At 50.2% G+C, this 20,246-nt stretch carries 15 protein-coding genes; 8 read left to right on the forward strand and 7 right to left on the reverse strand.

Annotation, left to right across the window (positions count from 1 at the left end):
* Positions 1-8: 8 nt before the first annotated feature.
* The 3 genes from ACXIT9_RS02700 to serA all read right to left on the reverse strand — a co-directional run bounded on the left by ACXIT9_RS02700 (position 9) and on the right by serA (position 6,144).
* Positions 9-3,008, reverse strand: a complete 3,000-nt coding sequence (locus ACXIT9_RS02700) for a tetratricopeptide repeat protein (protein ID WP_458054706.1) — start codon at positions 3,006-3,008, stop codon at positions 9-11.
* Between the two features lie 27 nt (positions 3,009-3,035).
* Entirely contained in the window at positions 3,036-4,058 is a 1,023-nt protein-coding gene (holA, locus tag ACXIT9_RS02705; RefSeq protein WP_458054707.1) for a DNA polymerase III subunit delta, read from the reverse strand.
* A gap of 193 nt (positions 4,059-4,251) precedes the next feature.
* Positions 4,252-6,144 carry a phosphoglycerate dehydrogenase gene (gene serA, locus ACXIT9_RS02710; protein WP_458054708.1) on the reverse strand — a complete coding sequence of 631 codons (1,893 nt, stop codon included), beginning with the start codon at positions 6,142-6,144 and terminating at the stop codon, positions 4,252-4,254.
* 377 nt (positions 6,145-6,521) lie between these two features.
* On the opposite strand from serA, the gene ACXIT9_RS02715 reads away from it, so the two are divergent.
* Together ACXIT9_RS02715 and ACXIT9_RS02720 are read left to right on the forward strand one after the other, a co-directional pair.
* The gene (locus ACXIT9_RS02715) at positions 6,522-7,445 is read left to right on the forward strand and encodes a 2-hydroxyacid dehydrogenase (RefSeq protein ID WP_458054709.1); all 924 of its coding nucleotides are present in this window, start codon (positions 6,522-6,524) and stop codon (positions 7,443-7,445) included.
* A gap of 9 nt (positions 7,446-7,454) precedes the next feature.
* Positions 7,455-8,285: a universal stress protein gene (locus ACXIT9_RS02720; RefSeq protein WP_458054710.1), complete on the forward strand. Its 831-nt coding sequence runs from the start codon at positions 7,455-7,457 to the stop codon at positions 8,283-8,285.
* 89 nt (positions 8,286-8,374) lie between these two features.
* Here ACXIT9_RS02720 and ACXIT9_RS02725 read toward each other — a convergent pair whose 3' ends face one another.
* Positions 8,375-9,160, reverse strand: a complete 786-nt coding sequence (locus tag ACXIT9_RS02725; protein WP_458054711.1) for a tetratricopeptide repeat protein — start codon at positions 9,158-9,160, stop codon at positions 8,375-8,377.
* Between the two features lie 166 nt (positions 9,161-9,326).
* Between ACXIT9_RS02725 and ACXIT9_RS02730 the strand changes: the two genes are divergently transcribed.
* From ACXIT9_RS02730 to ACXIT9_RS02755, 6 genes are all read left to right on the forward strand, one after another.
* Entirely contained in the window at positions 9,327-9,938 is a 612-nt protein-coding gene (locus tag ACXIT9_RS02730) for a fumarylacetoacetate hydrolase family protein (RefSeq protein WP_458054712.1), read from the forward strand.
* Positions 9,935-11,815: a M23 family metallopeptidase gene (locus ACXIT9_RS02735; protein ID WP_458054713.1), complete on the forward strand. Its 1,881-nt coding sequence runs from the start codon at positions 9,935-9,937 to the stop codon at positions 11,813-11,815. The genes ACXIT9_RS02730 and ACXIT9_RS02735 overlap by 4 nt, the downstream gene beginning before the upstream one ends.
* 18 nt (positions 11,816-11,833) lie before the next feature.
* Positions 11,834-12,283, forward strand: coding sequence for a thioredoxin-dependent thiol peroxidase (gene bcp, locus ACXIT9_RS02740; protein ID WP_458054714.1), 450 nt, complete (start codon positions 11,834-11,836; stop codon positions 12,281-12,283).
* Between the two features lie 10 nt (positions 12,284-12,293).
* On the forward strand, positions 12,294-13,145 hold the full coding sequence (locus ACXIT9_RS02745; protein WP_458054715.1) for a transketolase: 852 nt from the start codon (positions 12,294-12,296) through the stop codon (positions 13,143-13,145).
* Between the two features lie 35 nt (positions 13,146-13,180).
* Complete coding sequence (locus ACXIT9_RS02750) at positions 13,181-14,155, forward strand: transketolase family protein (protein WP_458054716.1); 975 nt, start codon at positions 13,181-13,183, stop codon at positions 14,153-14,155.
* Between the two features lie 344 nt (positions 14,156-14,499).
* Positions 14,500-16,050 (forward strand): aldehyde dehydrogenase family protein, encoded by a 1,551-nt coding sequence (locus ACXIT9_RS02755; protein WP_458054717.1) that lies wholly within the window; start codon positions 14,500-14,502, stop codon positions 16,048-16,050.
* 63 nt (positions 16,051-16,113) lie between these two features.
* Here the strand turns inward: ACXIT9_RS02755 and ACXIT9_RS02760 are convergent, their stop codons facing one another.
* The 3 genes from ACXIT9_RS02760 to ACXIT9_RS02770 all read right to left on the reverse strand — a co-directional run bounded on the left by ACXIT9_RS02760 (position 16,114) and on the right by ACXIT9_RS02770 (position 20,142).
* Positions 16,114-17,496 (reverse strand): exonuclease domain-containing protein, encoded by a 1,383-nt coding sequence (locus ACXIT9_RS02760; protein WP_458054718.1) that lies wholly within the window; start codon positions 17,494-17,496, stop codon positions 16,114-16,116.
* Complete coding sequence (locus tag ACXIT9_RS02765; protein ID WP_458054719.1) at positions 17,493-19,094, reverse strand: NAD(P)/FAD-dependent oxidoreductase; 1,602 nt, start codon at positions 19,092-19,094, stop codon at positions 17,493-17,495. Before ACXIT9_RS02765 ends, ACXIT9_RS02760 begins: the two co-directional genes overlap by 4 nt.
* A gap of 82 nt (positions 19,095-19,176) precedes the next feature.
* Entirely contained in the window at positions 19,177-20,142 is a 966-nt protein-coding gene (locus tag ACXIT9_RS02770; RefSeq protein WP_458054720.1) for a tryptophan 2,3-dioxygenase family protein, read from the reverse strand.
* Between the last annotated feature and the right edge of the window lie 104 nt (positions 20,143-20,246).

Below are 20,246 nucleotides of genomic sequence, written 5' to 3' on the forward strand. Positions count from 1 at the left end.
TTGTGCTGTTACTTTTTATCAAGTTCCTTTAAACGCTCCCTGGCTTTCGTACGAATCTCCGCATTCGCAGAACCCTCGATCACTGAATTGAGCGTACTCTTCGCCTGGAAGGTCTCGCCGAGCTCCTGATAGTTGTCTGCCAGAAGAATAAAATACATCCCATACCAGTAATCATAGGCCGAAAATGCAGCCGACTCATCGAATATCAACTCATTCGATGCAGCAAAAGCCCGCTCCTTGCGCTTCATTTCCGCCACCATGTACAGCGCCTCAGCCCCTTGAATGGTCTTATGGGCCTTATAAAGTTCTGTGAGGGTCCCTGAAGCCTGCGCGGTTCTGTTTTGCGCCAGCTGTGCCTTCCCCTTCATCAGCAGGGCCTCTGGCTGCGACTCCGGAGTAATTGAGCCAAGGCGCAAAATTTCCTCTGCGAAAAATACGACAGAGTCCGGATTGCTGAGCGCCGCATAAGCTTGCATCAGCCCACGATTAGACTCGTACTCATCCATCTTCGTTCGCGCCGTTCCACGCCACTCCCGGAAGAAAGGCACCGCACGCCGATACTGCTTGTTGGCCAACTCAATACCCGCTAAACGCTGAACCGCACGTACCCGCTGCGGAGAGGTCCTCACCTGCACGATCTCCTGGTACAGCCTCGCCGCTTCTGTCGTGTTTTCCAACCTAAAATGAGACTCGGCTAAAAAGAGTTTAGCCTCTAGCTGATTAGCTGCTTGCGGATAATTCCGCATGTATGTTCCAAAAGCTGCCACTGCATCGCGAAACTTACCTGATAAAAACAAGCTCTTCGCTGACTCGAATTCCAGCTGCTGCACACTTTGGTTGTCTGGATTTGCCCGACGATAGGCACTCATGTAGTTGGAAAACTCACCTGCCCGCCCTAAAAGCACCAGTGACTCCTGAAGACCCACCAGCGCCTGATCGATATTGCTGGCATTGGGAAAATTATCCAGCAGCGACTTATAATCCTTCACCGACTGCTCATACTGCTGCAGCGAAAAGTTAGCGATAGCACGCCCTTCCAGGGCAAAAGGCTGAAAAGGTGAATTTGGCCGCGTCGTGATCAGCTGCCCGAAACCCTCTATCGCCTCCCGATACTGTAACTCCTCCATGTGAACCTGAGAACGCTGAAAGAGTGCATCCTCTACGTAGCGACTATTCGGAAATTGCCGAACCACTGTAGAAAAAGACTGTACCGCTGCACGATTATTCCCCTGAAAGTTCTGAATAACACCTAAACGGAAATGCGCATAATCTTGGTCAGCAACGCGCTCGTCCAGGGCACGCTGAAAGAGAAGCGAAGCATTCGTGAATTTTTTCTGCACATAATACGTATCAGCCAGGCGAAGTAGCGCATCCTCATAACGCTCCGTTCTTTGTGATCGGCTTTGTTTGTTGATATAGGTTTCAAACTCCCGCTCGGCTTTCTCATACTGCTGGGTATTAAAATAGGCATAAGCCAGGGCGTAATGCGCCTGCATAATCGCTGGACTTACCTCATTGCGATGACCAGAGATGAGCCGCTCAAATACCCGGATGGCTCCCGCCTCATCCCCCGCAGCTGCTAGGGCCTCCCCTTTCCAGAAAGTAGCTTCTTTTACCAAATCTGCATCGAGGGGCTTGCTGAGAGATTTATCGAAAAATACCTGTGCCTGTCGATAGTTTGCATCCCGAAAATAAACGATACCCTGATAATAGGTAATGCGCTGATAAGCACTTTGGATGCGGTTCGAGCTCCCCTGCCGTCCCATCTTTTCGATCATCTCGATGGCCCGCAGATAGTTACTCGTATTGATCAATGCATCCGCCAAAAGCTCTTCCGCCTGCCGTTTGTACTTGCCATTCGGATAATTTTCGATGTAGGTATCGATGGCATTTACGGCCTGCTGGAAATTACCCCGCTCTAAACTTAGCTTCGCAAAGTTAAAATACGCTTCCTCCTTGATATCGGGGCGCGCATCCAACCGCGCTGCGGTTTCGAAAGCGTTTAGCGCAAAGTTGGGGTTGTTCAACTTAACATAGGCATGCCCCAGGTAGTAGCTGGACACTTGCGCGATCGCATCATCACCCACCGCACTCACTTTAAAATAGTCCGTAGCACGCTGATAATTCTTGATTTCAAACTGCGCAATTCCCGCCTTGTACACCTGTCCGATGCTTAGATCTCCTCTACGCGCGTTCACGAAGGCATCGAAATGAAAAGCCGCACGCTCGAAGTTACGCTTCTCGAAATAAGCCTCCGACACATAAACATGAATCCGCTCCTTCCGCTCTACATTCCCTCTTTTCTGTAGCACCTCTTCGGCATAGGCGATAAGCTCTTCATAGGCCTTTTGCTCGTAATAAAGGGCTGCCAGTAAGTATGGTACCTTGCTTTGATAAAAAGGGTAGCGGTCTGCTTCCCGCAAATTTTGCACAGCGGCATCGGTGTTGCCAGCCTTTAACTCTAGATAACCCGCATAATAGTAAGCATCCGGCCGATAATTGCCCTGGCGCTCCTTTAAATAGTTGAAATAATGCAAAGCCTGCCGGTCTTGCTTGAGCTGCATGTGAGCATAGCCCTGCTTGAAGGTGGTTTCATCTCGCTGCTCTGGCCACACGTCCGCTGCCCGAACGGACGCGTAGGCACGTAAAGCTCCCGCATAATCGCGCTTATCAAAACGGAAATTACCCAGATAAAAAGCCGCCTCACTCGAACGTGGATGGGAACGATAGGTCCGAACCAAAGCCTGAAATAAGCCCTCCGCATCTTCGTCTTCTGCCTCTAGGGCAGCGATCGCACGCTTAAACTGTGCTTCTAGCAGCTGATCTGCATACAAGGTATCCTTCAGAAAACGCTCATAGGAGAAACGCGCTGCGCTAAACTGATGCAGATGGAACAACTGGGAAATTTCATCCAGTCTGGCCTCGGAGCTTCTCTGGAGTACACCCGACTGGGCGCGAGCACCCTGAAACAAGAGTAGTGCGCCAATAAAAAAAAGGACTTGCCTCATGCTTTTCTAATGGAATGGGTTGGGTTTTTAGTGCATTATTTTAAAAATGAGCTCTTTTAAGATGGCAGGCTCATCCATCTCGCCGCTGCCGACGCCCTTAGAACGTAGATCAGCTTCTTTTAAGTATTGCATGATATCAATAACCTTGCCCATTTTATAGCGATTCGCAGCGATTTTATACTCCTTTACAAAATAGGGATTCATCCCCAGCTGCCGGGCCAGGTCTTGATCCGAAGCCCCACGTGCCGCATGCGTTTGAGCGATCTTCTGAAACTGAGTAAAAATTAAAGCCAAAATAGGAATCAGCGGATGATTTCGCATGTTTTGACTGAAATAATGTACGATTTTATTCGCCTTTACCACATCCCCCACCGAAATGGCCTTCGTCAGCTCAAAATTATTGTACTCCTTATTGATGCCGATGTACTGCTGAATGTGCTCCGCCGTAATTTCGATGGACCCAGTAAAATTCAGCAGCAGCTTGCTCACCTCATTGTGCAGCACCTCGATGTTATTCCCAATGCTGTCGGCCAGCAGTTTCGCATTTACAGGCTGTATCCGATGGCCCAGTGAGGCGATATAGCCCTCGATCCAGTCTGCCATCTTATAGTCAGGCACCTTTTCACTTGTCACCAGCACCGCATGCTTGTCCAGCGCCTTAGTGAGCTTCTTTTTGCCGTCTAGCTTTTTGTACTTGTGTGCAAACACTAAAATCGTGCTTGGAAGTGGATTTTGGACGTAATGCATCAGCATCGCTTCATTTTCTTCCTTGCCAAAAAAAGGAATTTGTTGCGCCTCCTTCACGATGACCACTTGCCGCTCAGCCATCATCGGAAAACGTTTTGCATTCCCTAAAATAGCAGGCATGGTGGTATCCTTTCCGTACATAACCATCTGATTAAAGCCCTTTTCATGTTCGGCGATCGCGTGCTTCTCGATAAAATCACTGATCTGATCGATGAAAAAGGCTTCTTCTCCATGCAAAAAGTAGACGGGAGCATATTTACCCGCCTTCAAATCCTTTAAAACAGCTTCTGGTTTACTCGGCATCTAATCGTCTATTTCCAGCTCAAAGATACAATTTTCTAGCACCCACAAGCGGTTTTAAACCGCTCTTTTTTTCAGCTCCCAGCAGCCCCTCTTCTTCCTACCGTTCCTGAGGACACTTTGCGCTTCGCGCAAAAAAAAAAGGCCCCAAACCACCCTCGGCAGCCCGCGACCCTTTTTCCTGCAGGAAGCCCTACTAGTAAAGCATGCGGAAACGAATCGTTCCCGGAATTTTCTTCAGCGCGTCGATTACATCCGGCGAGTAGGCCTTATCGATATCCGTGATGACGTAACCGATTTTCTCGTTCGTCTTCAGGTATTGACCGACAATGTTAATGTCGTAGTCGGCCAGAGTACGGTTAATCTGCGCTAAAACTCCCGGCTCATTCTGGTGAATATGAATGAGGCGATGCGCATTTTTCAGGAAAGGCAGCTGAATATTCGGGAAGTTGACCGAGTTATAGGTATTCCCCGTATTGATGTACTCCATAATTTTATTCGGCACAAAATCAGCGATATTTTCCTGCGCCTCTAATGTAGATCCTCCGATATGAGGGGTCAGGATCGTGTTTCGTACGCCGATAAGCTCCGAAATAAAGGGCTCACTATTGTTTTTCGGCTCCTCAGGAAAAACATCCACCGCGGCACCCGCCAGCTTACCGCTTTCTAGGGCGGCTTTCAAAGCGGCAATTTCCACCACATGCCCCCGACTGAGGTTCACCAGGTAGGCACCCTCCTTCATTTTAGCGATAGCCGCCGCATCGATCAGGTTTTCATTATCTCCACGCCCATCCACATGCAAGCTCACAAAGTCGCAGGTGCTCAGGAGCTCGTCTAAGCTGCTCAACTTGGTCGCGTTACCTAAGGCAAGCTTCTCGATGACATCGTAGTAGTAAACGTCCATTCCCATATTTTCGGCCAAAACGGAAAGCTGTGCGCCGATATTTCCATAGCCGATGATACCTAATTTCTTTCCTCTGATCTCAAAACTTCCAGTGGCTGACTTGTCCCACTTACCCTGATGCATGGCCAGAGATTTATCATGAAAGTTTCGCGCCAGGAAGATGATTTCCGCGATAGCCATCTCCACCACAGAGCGGGTATTGCTAAAGGGGGCATTAAATACCGCTATCCCCTTTTCGGTACAGGTTTCCAGATCGATCTGATTGGTTCCGATGCAGAAGGCCCCGATGGCGATCAGGCGATTGGCTTGCGCCAAAACCTTCGCCGTCACCTGCGTCTTCGAACGTATACCCAGGATACTGACGCCTTTAATTTTTTCGGCCAGCTCCTCCTCACTAAGGGCAGAGCTGATCGTTTCCACCTGATAGCCTTCTTGGCGCATCAGTTCCTGCGCCACAGGATGGACATTTTCCAAGAGCAGAACCTGAATTCGGCTTTTCGGATAGGAAAATTTTTTATTCATTTTATTGATGTACAGGATTTCATCCAAGCTAGGCGCGATATGGTCGGCCTTACTACTCACTTTCGGGCGGTCTACATTTTCAGTGAAGGCATAAAATTTATTAGCTAAGCCTGCCTCTTTGATTTCGTAATCGGTATACCCATCCCCGATCACATAAATATCACCTTCTAAATTTAATTTCGCAATAGTGGCTGACTTACCACCATTATTGGAAAGTACATTCTCTCTATTAAAATCCACAATCCTGCCCTGCTTGTCGTAAACGAACTCATTCGCGAAGACATGGTCTGGCAAGATGCCATACTGTTCCACGATAGGGACGATAAAATCCTTAAAGCCATTCGAAATGATGATGATATCCTCGGCATTCTCCTCTAAAAACTCCCGGTTACGCGAAAAAGAGACCGACACTTTTTGCTTCAGCGCCGCGATGAGCTCTTGAATCTGCGCCTTGTCCGCTTGCAGAATCTGCAGCCGCTGCTCTAAGGATTCTCTTAGATTTAAGGTCCCTTCCATCCCCCTGTCGGTAATTTCCTTTATCGCCTGGAGTTTAGCTGCTTTTTTTGGGTCTTTCTCTAAACTGATTTCACCTAAAACATCTAAGGCTTCCACCTGCGTAAAGGTACTGTCGAAATCAATGATGAATTTTTTACTCGTTGACATGTAAGTGATTAGTTTCAATAGGTTGCTGCGAAATTACGGCTAAAATAACTGTTTTTTATTTTTATTATCAAGTTTCACAAGAAAAGGCCGAATATATTTCCTTTTTGCTAATCCTTCTGCGACTAAAGGCACATAGGCGGCAGGCGCAAAAGAACCAGTCTGAAACCTAATGCATCTCCTTTTTTCCCCCAGAGGCTTCTGTCAACAGGCAGGATGGCTTCTTTTAAATTCCTATCTAACATTTGAATAAGCCACTTACAAGGTTTTTTTGAATTAGATAAAGGTGTTTTTACTTCTTTTATTCATTTTTGACTATATTTAAAAGCTTCTAATGAAATCCTGCGAGTACGCAACACGCCAGCTATGCTTGAAAACCTATGAGTATCTTTTTATTAGCCCCAGGAAAAGACCTAGCCCCATGGAAAAAGGCCTTCCGCCGAGAGGCTCCTGAAATCCCGCTCCTGACGGAACAGGACAGTCCCCAGGAGATCGCAAAGGCGAAGATGGCCGTGCTGTGGCAGCATCCTTCCTCCTGCTGGGAGCAGCTACCCGCCCTCCAACTGATCGCCTCCATGGGCGCAGGCGTAGATCATTTACTTCAAGATCCGAATCTGCCAGAGGGCATCCCTGTCATGCGCATCGTCGATGAGGGACTTAGTCAATACATGAGCTCCTATGTCCTCTGGGGCATTTTGCAGCACCATCGCCGCGCCGGACACTTTGCGCAGCTACAGGGCCAACAGCGCTGGGACATGGAAGCCCCGACGCAGGAAGTTCGTGTGGGCGTGATGGGAGTGGGTGCGCTCGGCATGGATGTCATTCGTAAATGTCAGGCCCTGCAGCTACCCGTATGTGGCTACGGCAACAGTCCGCGTGAAAACACCGATTTTCCATACTTTGCAGCCGAGAAGCTGCCCGAATTTCTGCAGGCAGTAAATGTACTGGTCTGCCTACTGCCTCTGACACCGAAAACGGCGGGTATTTTAAATGCAGCCCTCTTCGCAGCATGCACGCCCGGAACGTACCTCATCAATGTAGGCAGGGGCAAGCATCTGGTGGAGGAGGACTTGCTTCCCGCCCTTGCTGCCGGCCAACTATCCGGCGCCCTGCTGGATGTCTTCCGACAGGAACCATTGCCGGAAGGCCACCCCTTCTGGTCCCATCCCGACGTGACGATAACTCCCCATATTTCTTCTGTCACAAATCCAGATGCCGCGGTGCCCCAGCTAGTAGAAAACTACCGCAGAATTCAAAAAAATGAACCACTCCTACACCTTGTCTCTCGCGAGAAAGGGTACTAACTCGAAACTATGCCAGCACCTAATACCTTACTTTGTCCCATAGATTTTTCCGAATGTGCATTAAATGCATTAGAATATGCCACGCGGCTTGCTAGCTACTATCAGGCGGAGCTGCACATTCTCCATGTCCTAGAAACAAAAGAGCAAGAGCTCGAAGCCATCAGTGAACAGCAGCGGGCCTTCGCGGAGGGAAAACTTCAGCGCTTTAAAGAAACCATTCTGGCAGAGACCGGGCCCCAAGGGCTAAAAGGCTGTACCACACAGGTGAGCAGTGGAAAAATTTCAGCCCAGATCATGAACTATGCAGATCAGATTCAGGCCTCCATGCTCGTGCTCGGCGCCGAAGGATTGAATGAATTTAAACCAAACTTTATCGGAGGGAATGCCGCCAAGGTGGTGATGCGCGCGGCGCAAGATGTGGTGCTTGTGCCCAAAAAAGGCTATTTTAAGCCCCCACGCAAGGTGGTGTACGCTACTAATTACCTCGAAGAGGATAAAATCGCCATTCAAAAAGTGACACACTTCGCCTCTTTCTTCGATGCGGAGGTCGATATCGTGCATGTGTCGAGCAAGTCTAAAGCCATCGATCGGGCGCTACACCAAACGATGGTACAAGAGCTAAAACCCTTCGTGCGCTACCCGAAATCTAGTTTTGTGCTAAAAACGTATCGCGATGAGCCTGGATTGGGCTTAGAAAATTATCTGAAGGTAGCAAAAGGAGATATTCTGGTGACGCTGACCAAGAAAAAATCTTGGTTCGACCAACTCTTCGCACAAAACCTAAGTAAGAAAATGTCCTACTTTATCAACAAGCCGCTTTGGGCGGTGAAAATGCTTTGATAAGGAAAGCGGGGTAAAAATTTCCCTTTGTCCGGAGCCGCGTTGATGAGGCTATAACTAATAAAAGAGGAAGCGTGTCACTTCCTCTTTTATTTTTTTAAGCCCCCTTTAAGAAACTGCCAAAACTCCTTTCGTGTCGCTGAATCGGTAAACAAAGCCTTCAAGACCCCCATGAAATGACTGAGATCCACCGCCTTTTTTTCAGCTTCGAAACTGGGTTGAACAGGCTGCCTAATCGATACCTTCTCTCCCTCACCCGCTTTCGTTTGCTTTCCATTTTGATCGATTTCACTTTCGTTTGCTTTCGTTTGCTTTCCTTTTGGATCGTTTTCGCTTTCGTTTGCTTTCGTTTGTGTTCGATTCGGGTCGTAACCGATTAGCTCGTCTGCCCGCTTAAAGGAGCGCTTGCTGCGCTCGATATACCCCAATTTTTCTTCTACCAGGCCTTTGTTGTTATAGGCCACAGCATCTTCCGGATCCAGCTCGATGGCCTTTTCATAATCCTCGATCGCCTCCTTTAGCATGCCGATGCGATCGCGAAAATAAGCCCGCGAAGCAAAGCGATAAGGATTTCCAGGCTCTAAATTGATCGCTTGATCGAAGCCCTCTGCAGCTTCTTGGTTCCGCCGCATCAAATGCAGCACCACGGCTCGATCACTGATATAGCTTGGGTTATAAGGCTCAAAGCTCAACAGGTAATCAAAATCCTCCAGCGCCGCCTCCAGTTGGCCTAAACGCGTATAAACCCGTGTCCGAAACGCTTTAAACTCGGTATTTCCAGCATCCGCCGCCAGACAATCGTTGATGGCTTCCAACGCCTGCTCGAATTCCCCTACCTTAAAATGGGCTATACTCTCTTCAAATCTTTTTTGCATCGCACTATATTCACTCTATAAGAGTACAAAATTACCCCGTAGAAAGTTTAAAAACCATGGCATTCTGCTTAAATCTGTCCATCACCAGCCCTGAGACAAGAGGATAAGCGGATTTTTCTTTAGGAAGCGGCCATAATTCCTTTATTTTGGGGAAACGTAAGGAACCATGAAGATTATCGCTATCGGCCGAAACTATGCCGACCATATCGCAGAGCTAGCGAATGAGCGCCCTGACGCGCCCGTTGTTTTTTTAAAGCCCGACACGGCCCTTTTAAAAAATGGCGCCCCTTTTTATCATCCGGACTTCTCTGAAAATATCCACCATGAGGTAGAGCTAGTCTTAAAAATCCAAAAAGAAGGCAAATACATCCAGGAGCAGTTTGCCCACCGCTACTACGAAGAAATCGGCCTTGGCATCGACTTCACGGCGCGGGATTTGCAGCAGCGCTGCAAAGAAAAAGGCCTCCCCTGGGAAATCGCCAAAGCCTTTAATGGCAGCGCCCCCATCGGAGGCTTCCTCCCGAAAAGCCACTTTAAGGAGCTGTCAAACATCAACTTCAGCCTCCAAAAGAATGGAGTAGAGGTGCAGCGCGGAAATACGGGCATGATGCTCTTCTCCTTCGATGCTATCATCGCCTACGTCAGCCAATTTTTCACGCTAAAGAAAGGGGACCTTATCTTTACGGGTACTCCTGCCGGGGTCTCTAAAATAGCTGTTGGAGATACCTTAACAGGCTTTATCGAGGACCAAGCCCTGCTTGAAGTGAGCATCAAATGAGGAGGAAATTCCCGCTGAACGGCACCTTGCTGGTATTTGTACTGCTTACGCTTACGTTTTTGGCCTCCGGCCAAAAGCCCGCCGACACCCCGCTTCCCGACTATGCCTTCCCCGTAGCCGGCAGCCCCCCTTTTTTACTATCGGGCAACTTTGCCGAGCTCCGGCCCACCCACTTCCATGCGGGCATCGACGTAAAAATAGGTGGCCGCTCAGGAGCGCCGATCTTGGCGATCAGCGATGGCTATATCGAGCGTATTAAAACCTCCTCTTTTGGGTATGGGCTGGTCATTTATTTGCGGCATGAAGACGGAAACAGCTCTGTTTATGCCCACTTAGACGATTTCAGCCCGCAGGTAAAAGCCCTTTTTATCCCAGAGCACTATGCCAAAGAAGAAAATGATTTGGAGTTTTTTCCTGAAGCGGGGAGCTGGCCTATCCAAAAGGGAGACCTCTTAGGCTATGGCGGCAACACGGGCAGTTCGGCAGGGCCACACCTGCATTTTGAAATTCGTGACAGCCTGGAGCGCCCCTTGGATCCGCTGCGCTTTTACCCGGGCCATGTGCGGGATGCCATCCCACCTTCCCTACTGGCCGTGACGCTGGTTCCCCTTAGCTTGGACAGCCGCGTAAATGGGCGGCATCAGCGACTGCGATTACCTCTCCGCATCACGGCGGAGGGCTATGCCCCCATGTCTTCGGAGCCCATTGTACTACGGGGTCCGGTAGGCATAGAAATATTCGCTCAGGACAAAATGAACGACGTGCATCACATTTTCGGGGTGCCACAGTATCAGCTGGAAGCACCCGATCTGGGGCTTTGCTTCCATACACACGTGCAGCACGTGGATTACAGCTATGGGCGGCAGTATTATTTACATACCCACCTGCAGCGCTATACGAAATTGTTTCGCCTTAACCCAGCGAACCGCCTGCCCTATTACGGCCCTGAGGGCCAAAATGGGGTCATCCACCTCCCCCCTGGGCTGGAGACGTCCCTGCTGGCACAAGCTTGGGATGGGCATCAGAATCAGTCCGTCCTGCGTTTAGAGGTTCGCGGGGAGCAGGGAGTGATGGCGCCACTTCCTGCCACGCAGGCAGATCCAGAAGGTGACTGGTTTACCTTTGCAGCACCGCTGCGCCATGCCCGCTCCCATGCCACAGTCCTGGCAAATGGGATGCGTTATGAGTTAGCCGCCACCGGAACGCGCGGGCAGGAAGTGCTCTACCACTGGCCGCTGGCCCTGGGGGTGCCTGATGCCTACCAAACCTGCGCGGATGAGGAAGCCATCGCCACAGGTTTTTTACCCGAGATCCTGCCAGGCACGTGTACCGAGGTGTTCGGAGACGGCTTTCAGCTGCATGTGGCAGAAAATAGCCTGCTCAGTCCGCTTTACCTGCGGGTGATTCGGGAAGCAAAGTCCCTTCGGCTGGAGCCCATCCCTCACCAGGTCTTGAACGAGGCACTCGAATGGCGCTGGCAGCAAGAGTCCACAGTGGATGCCCCTCCCTTTCAGGTTTATGAGCGGCGACCGAATGGGCAAAAAAGTTATGTGGGCGGAGAGATCGAAGGGCAATTCATTCGGTTTAAGAGCAGAAATTTTGGTACTTTTGTACGCGACCGCGATCTGTTGGCCCCAAGCATCGAGCCAATCCGTGTAGACCGGCAGGGGCTGCGCTTTCGCATTCGGGATGCCGACTCCGGCATAGCTCGCTACACGCTGAAGGTCGATGGACGCTGGGTGCGGATGCGGTACGAACACAAGCAGGCACTGATCTGGACCGATCCGTCCGATAAACAAGTGCTGCAGGGAGCGGTTCAACTGACAGTGACAGACCGTGCTGGGAATGAGCAGGTCTGGAATGGAATGATTCCTTAACCTAAAACAAACCAACGTATGCCTCTAGAAGTAGGACAAGTAGCGCCGGATTTCACGGCCAAAGATCAAGACGGAAACACGATTCGCCTAAGCGATTTCAAAGGAAAAAAGGTGGTCCTTTACTTTTATCCAAAGGACAATACCCCGGGCTGCACAGCACAGGCCTGTAACTTGCGCGACAATTACGAAGCTCTTCAGGCAGCAGGTTACGAGGTTTTTGGCGTAAGCTCTGACTCCGAAAAGTCCCACAAGAAATTTATCGAAAAGCAAGCTTTGCCCTTCCGCCTGATCGCCGATGAGGACAAGCAGGTGCATGAAGCCTATGGCACCTGGGTGGAGAAGCAGATGTATGGTCGCACCTACATGGGCACCGCGCGAACGACCTTTCTCATTGACGCAGATGGCATCATCGAAGAGATTATCTCGAAAGTAAAAACGAAAGAACACACTCAGCAAATTCTCAAATAATTCCACATTCATGGAACAACAATCCCTCGATCAATTAAAAAAGATCAGTTCACAAGTACGAAGAGACATCCTCCGCATGGTGCATGCGGTGCAGTCGGGCCATCCCGGTGCTTCCTTAGGATGTACAGAGTTTTTCACGGCCTTATATTTCCATGAAATGAAGCATGACCCGGCCTTTTCCATGTCTGGAGCCGGTGAAGACATGTTCTTTTTATCAAATGGGCACATTTCCCCTGTCTGGTACAGCGTGCTGGCACGAAGCGGGTACTTTAACACCGAGGAGTTAGCTACTTTCCGCAAGCTGAATAGCAGATTGCAGGGGCATCCCGCCACCGAAGAGGGACTTCCGGGCATCCGCATCGCATCGGGTTCCTTAGGTCAGGGACTTTCGGTCGCTTTAGGCGTGGCACAGGCGAAGAAATTAAACCAAGACCCGCACCATGTGTACGTCCTCATGGGAGATGGAGAGCTTCAGGAAGGTCAAATCTGGGAAGCTGCCATGTATGCCGCACATTATGGGGTGGATAATCTCATCGCGACAGTGGATTATAACGGTCAGCAGATCGACGGTCCTACCACTGCGGTGATGGACTTGAAAAACCTGCGTGCCAAATGGGAAGCCTTCGGCTGGGAGGTTATCGAGACCCAGAAGGGAAACGATATGGAAGCCGTTCTAGCCGGTCTTCAGGAGGCGAAAGCCCTGACGGGCAAAGGGAAGCCTGTGCTCCATTTACTCCACACCGAGATGGGCTATGGGGTAGATTTTATGGTAGGCACGCACAAGTGGCACGGCATCGCGCCAAGCGATGAGCAGTTAGCCGATGCGCTCAGCCAGTTAGAAGAAACCCTAGGTGACTACTAACCTTTATTTATCCCTTTTACTAGCATAATGCACTCATGGAACAAACATTAGATTTAAAATATACCTACACAGAAAAAAAGGACACACGCTCAGGCTTCGGTGATGGCTTGCTAGAAGCAGGAGAGCAAAATCCAAACGTAGTAGGACTCTGCGCTGACTTGATCGGCTCTCTAAAGATGGGCGCTTTCCAAAAAGCTTTTCCTGAACGCTTTTTTCAGGTAGGCATCGCGGAGGCCAACATGATGGGCCTCGCCGCAGGCATGACGATCGGGGGCAAGATCCCTTTCACAGGGACTTTCGCGAATTTCTCCACCGGTCGTGTGTACGATCAGATCCGACAGTCCATCGCCTATTCAGGTAAAAATGTAAAAATCGCAGCCTCGCATGCCGGCCTCACCCTCGGTGAAGACGGTGCTACGCATCAAATCCTGGAAGATATCGGCCTGATGAAGATGCTTCCGCACATGTGTGTCATCAACCCCTGCGACTACAATCAAACCAAGGCGGCCACCATCGCGGCTGCAGCCTACGAAGGGCCTGTCTACCTCCGTTTCGGTCGCCCGAGCTGGCCTATCTTTACCCCGAAAGATCAAATATTCGAAATCGGAAAGGGCTGGAAAATGATCGAAGGTGCTGACGTAACCCTCATTGCCACCGGACACTTGGTGTGGGAAGCGGTAGTAGCCGAGGCCCTTCTACGTCAGGATGGCATCCGTGCTGAGGTGATTAATATCCACACGATCAAGCCCTTGGATGAAACGATGATACTCGACTCAGTAGCCAAAACCAAGTGTGTGGTGACGGCCGAAGAACATAATATACTCGGTGGCTTAGGCGAAAGCGTGGCCCGCACGCTGGCCCAAAATTTCCCTTGTCCCCAGGAGTTTGTGGCGGTCATGGATAGCTTTGGCGAGTCCGGTACCCCCGCGCAGCTAATGGAAAAGTACGGCCTAAACGCTGCTGCCATCGTAGCGAAAGCGAAGGCCGCGCTCGCGCGCAAAGGGGCCTAAGAGGTCTCATCTCAAGAAATACTTACCGATCAGAAGTGGATGCTAAAAAGCGCATCGGCTTCTGATTTTTTTATGTAAAAAGGCGTGCAGAAGACGCCGTCCCGAGCCCGAAGCACTTTTCCTCTCTCCCCTCCCCGATAAGCCGCCCTGCCTTCCTCTTCGCCTAGTGATTCGACAAAAAAATAAACTAAATTAAGCGTAGTGAAATAATAGTTGAAAGCCAGTTCGTTTTATAAACTCTACTTAGTTTATAGCGTTATAAATTTTAATTTTTTTTACGTTTTTTTTTAAACTTATAGCTAGCTACTCTGTTAAGACCCATATTTTATTAAACTTGGATGAGTATGCCAACAGGAATGAAAATTTTAGAAAAGGCTGAATGGAATGGGCTGCTCAAGCAGGCTAAGGAGATCGCACCGGAGGCATTTGGTTGTTCCTTAGACCCGCTGAACTTTCTAGCAGGGACTTGGCAAGTGGAAGGCAATAAAAGACCTTTCTACTCGAGTATCGATGGTTCTTTTTTAGGCCACTACCCGAATATCGACTTAGAAACCTGTAAGCGAGCCGTCGCGTATGCGAGTGAAGAGGCGAAACGCTGGGCGGACAGTGAGCTATCTGTCCGCAAAACAGCTGTGCAGGCGACCATCGATGAGATGGAAAAACACAAGTCACTGATCGCGTTTCTTTTGGTGTGGGAAATCGGCAAGCCTTTCGATCAGTGTGTGGACAGTGTGGAACGCTGCATCAGCGGTGTTCAGTGGTATCTCGATACGATCGAAGACATGTTGGGAAGCCGAAGGCCGATCGGTGTGGTATCCAATATCTCTTCCTGGAATTATCCTATCTCAGTACTGGTGCATGCCTGTTTGGTACAGGTACTTTGCGGCAACGCCGCGGTAGCAAAAACCCCTTCAGACGGAGGTCTCTTTTCGTTAACAGTGTGTTTCGCTATCGCGAAAAGGCATGGGTTACCCCTCACTTTAGTGAGTGGTTCTGGGGGAGCCCTGAGTGAGGCACTCGTAAAAAATGAGCATGTAGACTGTCTCGCCTATGTAGGAGGAAAAAGTAATGGACGTAACATCGTCGCCAGCTTGGTGGATAAGAATAAACGCTATATGTTGGAGATGGAGGGTGTTAATGCTTATGGCGTTTGGAATTACTCGAATTGGGAGCATCTCGCTAAGCAGCTTAAGGCTGGCTTTAAGTATGGCAAGCAGCGTTGTACTGCGTATGTGCGTTTTGTCGTGCAGCGCACCCTATTTCCTGAGTTTTTAGAGATGTACTTGGACATGTTGAAGTCCATAACCTATGGACATCCCTTGCTCGTGAAGGAAGGAGATACAGAGGCACCGAAAGTGGATTTCGGCCCGCTGATCAACAGTAAGAAAGTAGAAGAGGTGGACGCCATGTACCATGATGCGATCGCTAAGGGTGCCGTATGCCTCTATAGGGGGAAAATAGACCCTGCACAATTTCTTCCGAATCAAGATATCAGTGCGTATTACCCACCCACAGCGCTGTTAAACGTACCCAAAAATGCCTTGCTCTATCATCATGAGCCATTTGGACCGCTAGATAGTATCATTTTAGTAGATTCCGAAGAGGAGTTGATCAGTGAGATGAATATCTCAAACGGTAGTTTGGTTGCCTCCATCGCTTGCGATCATGAGGAGGAGGCTCGACGCATAGCGGGTCAGCTACGGGGCTATAAAATCGGCATCAATAAGTCACGGTCACGGGGAGATCGAGAAGAGTCTTTCGGAGGAATCGGCGAATCTTGGAAGGGATGCTTCGTGGGAGGAAAGTATCTCGTGGAGTCAGTGACTACAGGTGAGCCAGGCGAGCGGCTGATGGGAAATTTCAGCGATTACACCTTGGCGCCTGCAGAGCGCTAAAAAAAATACGTTAAAACCAGTTTGTGCTTTTAAAACCGTGCGGCGCTTGCTGTGCGGTTTTTTTTATCCTAGCGCAACGTGAAAAAAGGCTTTTGGAGGCAGTTTAGGCAAAAAGCTTCGCATGATATAACTGCTTTCGGGGTATGGGGGAACGGCTTGCAGGTAGTCGCTAAGTTCTTCAGGCTCCTGAATCTGCACCTCCTCGGGATTTAAAAAGGCATAGCCGGTAAAACAACCGTTTTCCAAACGAATAAAGGCTTGCTCACGTGCCTTTCTGCCGGGAAGCTGAAGGAAAACACGCCCTTTAAGACTTTCGATACGCGCTAGCAGTGCCATGACCTTCTCCTCATACACGTCCACAGACTCTAAGCCCTCACAGGCTCCCGCGCAGGTGCCCGCCTGGCGGTCGTAGCAGGCTCCGGGTGTCTTTTGTATTCCGGATAATTTGGGGCAGAGCCCAAAGTCCTGGACGGCCTTTTTCCAAAAGCTCCAGGCTTCCGCATGGCTATCCAATAACAGCAGCGCTTCAAAACCTTTTTTGGCCTTGGCCACAGAAAAACGGCTGTAGCCAAGGTGATCCTGATAGCGGTAGAGGCCCCACTGCTGAAGGGGGCGTTTTAAGGCGGCATTAAAAGGGGGCCAATGCTTTTTAATTCCCTGAAGTTCGAGGAGATAGGCGAGCAGCTCAGACCCTGTTAGCTCAACGGCGACATCGTGCAGATCCGCTGCTAAGGCCAGTTTGCCTGGGTCCTTTTGGGCGCTGGTAAAATGCTGTTGAAATCGTTTTTTGATGTTGAGTGCCTTTCCGATATACAGAATATCGCCTTTGGCATTTAAAAAGTAATAGATGCCCGTGGCCTCCGGCAGAGCTTCGAAGCGCTCTGGGCTGAAGTTAGGGGGTAGAAAGGCATACTGTTTCTTTTTTTTCCCGGCAGGCAGGATCAGTTCAGGGGCTTGCGCAAAGATACGGCTGAAGAGTATAGCGGTGGCCTCTGCATCTCCGAAGGCCCGGTGTCGGGCGGAGATGGGGATCTGGAGCTGCTCACAAAGACGTCCTAGGCTATACGAACGGAGGTTGGGAAAGGCTTTGCGCGCGAGCCGCACCGTGCAGAGTCGCCGCGCCTGCCAGTGAATACCGGCACGTTCGAGCGCAACCTTAATAAAAGTGTAGTCAAAATTTACATTATGGGCCACAAAGGTGTGGGGGGCCAAGAGTGCGTATAATTTAGGCGCCAGTTCCTGCATGGTGGGAGCATCGGCGACCATCTGGTTATCGATACCGGTGAGGCCCGTAATAAAATGGGGTATGGGGCGCTCAGGGTTCACCAGTGTCTGAAAAGTTTCCAGCACCTGGTGTCCATCGTGAATGAGGATGGCGATTTCGGTGATAGCACCTGCGTGGGCATGGCTACCTGTCGTTTCGATATCGACGATGGCGAAGCTCATCGGGCAGCAGTGGTCATGTATTTAGCGGCGTATTTCGCTAGAAGTTTTTCGGCGCAGCGCTCCCCATCCATGGCCGCGGACATGATCCCTCCTGCATAGCCGGCACCCTCCGCACTAGGGTACAGTCGCTTGATTTCGACATGTTCGAAGCTCTCACGATCACGTGGGATACGCACAGGAGACGAGGTCCTGCTTTCCACGCCGATCATCTGAGCTTCGTTCGTGAGGTAGCCCTGCATTTTTTGGTTGAAGAGCTGAAATCCCTGCTTCAGCCTTTGGGCGATAAAGGGAGGAAGTACCTGGTGCATGTCCACTGACTTTAATCCGGGCTGGTAGGAGGTGGGAAGTAGCTCCTCAGAAACGGTATGCGACACGAAGTCGAGGAGACGCTGCGCGGGCGCCACCTGGCTCTCCCCTCCTGCCTGCCAAATGGCTCTCTCCACATCCTGCTGAAAACGCATGGCAGCGAGCGGTCCATGTTGGGCATAATCCTCGAGGTCCTCCAGTTCCACCGCCACCACGATGCCTGAATTGGCATACTTGCTGTCGCGTCGGCTAGGGCTCATCCCATTGACCACCAGTTCACCTGGAGAAGTGGCAGCAGGAACGATAAAGCCACCCGGACACATACAAAACGAGAAGACACCACGCTGCTTGCCTTTCCACTGGGTCTGGGCGACCAGGCTGTAACTAGAAGCAGGCAGGTAAGGCCCTCGTTCCACGGGGCAGTGGTATTGCATCTGATCGATAAACTGCTGAGCATGCTCCACACGCACACCGAGCGCAAAAGGCTTCGCCTCAATTTTTATCCCTTGGCGGTGCAGCTGTTCAAAAATATCTCGTGCAGAGTGACCGGTGGCTAAAATGACACCTAAACCTCTAAATTCCTCTCCTTTTTCGGTGAGAACACCCTTCATTTCATCCCCTTCCAGTAGGAAAGAGCTGACTTTGGTCTCAAAGTGCACCTCTCCTCCTGCCTCCAAGATGCTCTGACGCAGGGCAGCCACGATTTTAGGTAGCTTGTTGGTTCCGATATGCGGATGTGCGTCAACCAAAATTTCTTCCGTAGCGCCATGGGCTACGAAGATCTCTAAAATACGGCGGATATCTCCACGTTTTTTGGAGCGGGTATATAACTTCCCATCCGAATAGGTGCCTGCTCCTCCTTCCCCGAAGCAGTAGTTGGAATCTGGATCTACGGTATGTGCCTTATTGATGGCCGCCAGATCCCTACGGCGCGCGCGCACATCCTTTCCCCTTTCGAGGACTACTGGTTTAAAGCCTAATTCGATGACGCGGAGGGCCGCAAAGAGCCCTGCCGGGCCGGCTCCTACGATTACGACAGATGGCCGAGTGCTTACATCGCCATACTGCGGCGGCTGGATCCGCGGAGGAAGAGGTGCTTGGGCAGAATGAAAGGAAACCTCTACATGCACCCATACCTGTCGGCGGGAGCGTGCGTCTATGGAGCGTTTTTCAACACGCACCTCCAGCTCAGCTTGGGGTGGGTAGTTCGCTGCTCGAAAGGCAGCTTGTTTCAGGGCCGCAGCATCGAAGGCGACCTCAGGGGTGAGTTTTAATGCTAATGTCTTTACCATGCGTGTAAGGGATCTATCCTTAAAAGAAAGGTAATTTTTTTACAAAGATAGCTGAATTTATCTAGAAAACCTGTGCAGGCACTCAGCCCTCCTGCTCGCCTAAGAGCTCTTTAAGCACCCAGCCTTTTCCCCACTCTTCTTGCTCCTGTTCAGACCAAAGGCTAGGGTAAAAAATCACCTTTTGGAAGCGGGGCGGCAGGTACTGCTGCCAGTTCGTTCCTCCTGTGGCGGCGATGGCTTCTGGTTTACGCGCCAGGTAGTGCACCGCCGATTTATAATGTGCCAGCGGCCAGTGAACGTTTGCCTTAAGGTCGAACTGCCGCATGGCTTCTCTTAGCGCTTCAGAGGGGTTCTCCACCTGCTGGTATTTACGCCAGATATTACTTTTTTTGTAATCCTTAATCGTACGTTTGAGTTTACGTCCATATTTTTGGATGAAGGAGTTGAGCGTCAGGGTTTTTTGGCCGGAGGCCAATTCTATCGCCCCCTGCTGCCAGTAAAGTGCCTCAAACAAGGTTTCCAGATCTCCTTTTTCGGTAGCTGTACCTCGGTGCTGCTGGGCCAGGAGGTGCTTCACATCGGTGGCCATCAACTCGATGAAGCGGTACTGTGCGGACTGGAAGCCCGAAGAAGGAAGCAGTGACATGCGGAATTTAAGAAATTGTTCCTTTTCCATCCCTTGCCACATGACGGCAAATGAGCTGATCAGCTGATCAAAATAGAGATGTATCCTCCCCAGTTTTTCCAGTAAAAAAGCCTCCCTGGGCTTGGGCTCCGCAGAGATTTGATCCATCTCCCAAAGGATCAAATTGAAGTAGAGCTCCGTGATCTGATGGTAGACGATAAAAATTTTCTCATCTTTAAAGGAAGTACGCGGCTGCTGGATAGAAAGCAAAGTGTCCAGGTTAATGTAATCCCAATAGCTCATATAGTCTGCATGCAAGAGTCCTTCCAGATAGGAAGAGAGATCTTGGCCCGAGGCTTTGAACTTTTCTTCTAAAAGTACTATTTTAGTATAAACAGCTTCGGGTAGGGTTTCCCTGGTCATGCGGAAATATTTTAGTCGATGAGGTAGTAATTTTCAAAAGATATGCGTTATTTCAAGTGATGCTAGCACCGTGTGCAAAAATCCATTAATTCGAGCAATAAACC

Source organism: Nitritalea sp., from assembly GCF_054166705.1.

What these genes read in the sequence shown, in the direction of transcription:
- ACXIT9_RS02700 (WP_458054706.1), bottom strand. Translation starts at nt 3,008, where the DNA reads ATGAGGCAAGTCCTTTTTTTTATTGGCGCACTACTCTTGTTTCAGGGT.
- holA (WP_458054707.1), bottom strand. Translation starts at nt 4,058, where the DNA reads ATGCCGAGTAAACCAGAAGCTGTTTTAAAGGATTTGAAGGCGGGTAAA.
- serA (WP_458054708.1), bottom strand. Translation starts at nt 6,144, where the DNA reads ATGTCAACGAGTAAAAAATTCATCATTGATTTCGACAGTACCTTTACG.
- ACXIT9_RS02715 (WP_458054709.1), top strand. Translation starts at nt 6,522, where the DNA reads ATGAGTATCTTTTTATTAGCCCCAGGAAAAGACCTAGCCCCATGGAAA.
- ACXIT9_RS02720 (WP_458054710.1), top strand. Translation starts at nt 7,455, where the DNA reads ATGCCAGCACCTAATACCTTACTTTGTCCCATAGATTTTTCCGAATGT.
- ACXIT9_RS02725 (WP_458054711.1), bottom strand. Translation starts at nt 9,160, where the DNA reads ATGCAAAAAAGATTTGAAGAGAGTATAGCCCATTTTAAGGTAGGGGAA.
- ACXIT9_RS02730 (WP_458054712.1), top strand. Translation starts at nt 9,327, where the DNA reads ATGAAGATTATCGCTATCGGCCGAAACTATGCCGACCATATCGCAGAG.
- ACXIT9_RS02735 (WP_458054713.1), top strand. Translation starts at nt 9,935, where the DNA reads ATGAGGAGGAAATTCCCGCTGAACGGCACCTTGCTGGTATTTGTACTG.
- bcp (WP_458054714.1), top strand. Translation starts at nt 11,834, where the DNA reads ATGCCTCTAGAAGTAGGACAAGTAGCGCCGGATTTCACGGCCAAAGAT.
- ACXIT9_RS02745 (WP_458054715.1), top strand. Translation starts at nt 12,294, where the DNA reads ATGGAACAACAATCCCTCGATCAATTAAAAAAGATCAGTTCACAAGTA.
- ACXIT9_RS02750 (WP_458054716.1), top strand. Translation starts at nt 13,181, where the DNA reads ATGGAACAAACATTAGATTTAAAATATACCTACACAGAAAAAAAGGAC.
- ACXIT9_RS02755 (WP_458054717.1), top strand. Translation starts at nt 14,500, where the DNA reads ATGCCAACAGGAATGAAAATTTTAGAAAAGGCTGAATGGAATGGGCTG.
- ACXIT9_RS02760 (WP_458054718.1), bottom strand. Translation starts at nt 17,496, where the DNA reads ATGAGCTTCGCCATCGTCGATATCGAAACGACAGGTAGCCATGCCCAC.
- ACXIT9_RS02765 (WP_458054719.1), bottom strand. Translation starts at nt 19,094, where the DNA reads ATGGTAAAGACATTAGCATTAAAACTCACCCCTGAGGTCGCCTTCGAT.
- ACXIT9_RS02770 (WP_458054720.1), bottom strand. Translation starts at nt 20,142, where the DNA reads ATGACCAGGGAAACCCTACCCGAAGCTGTTTATACTAAAATAGTACTT.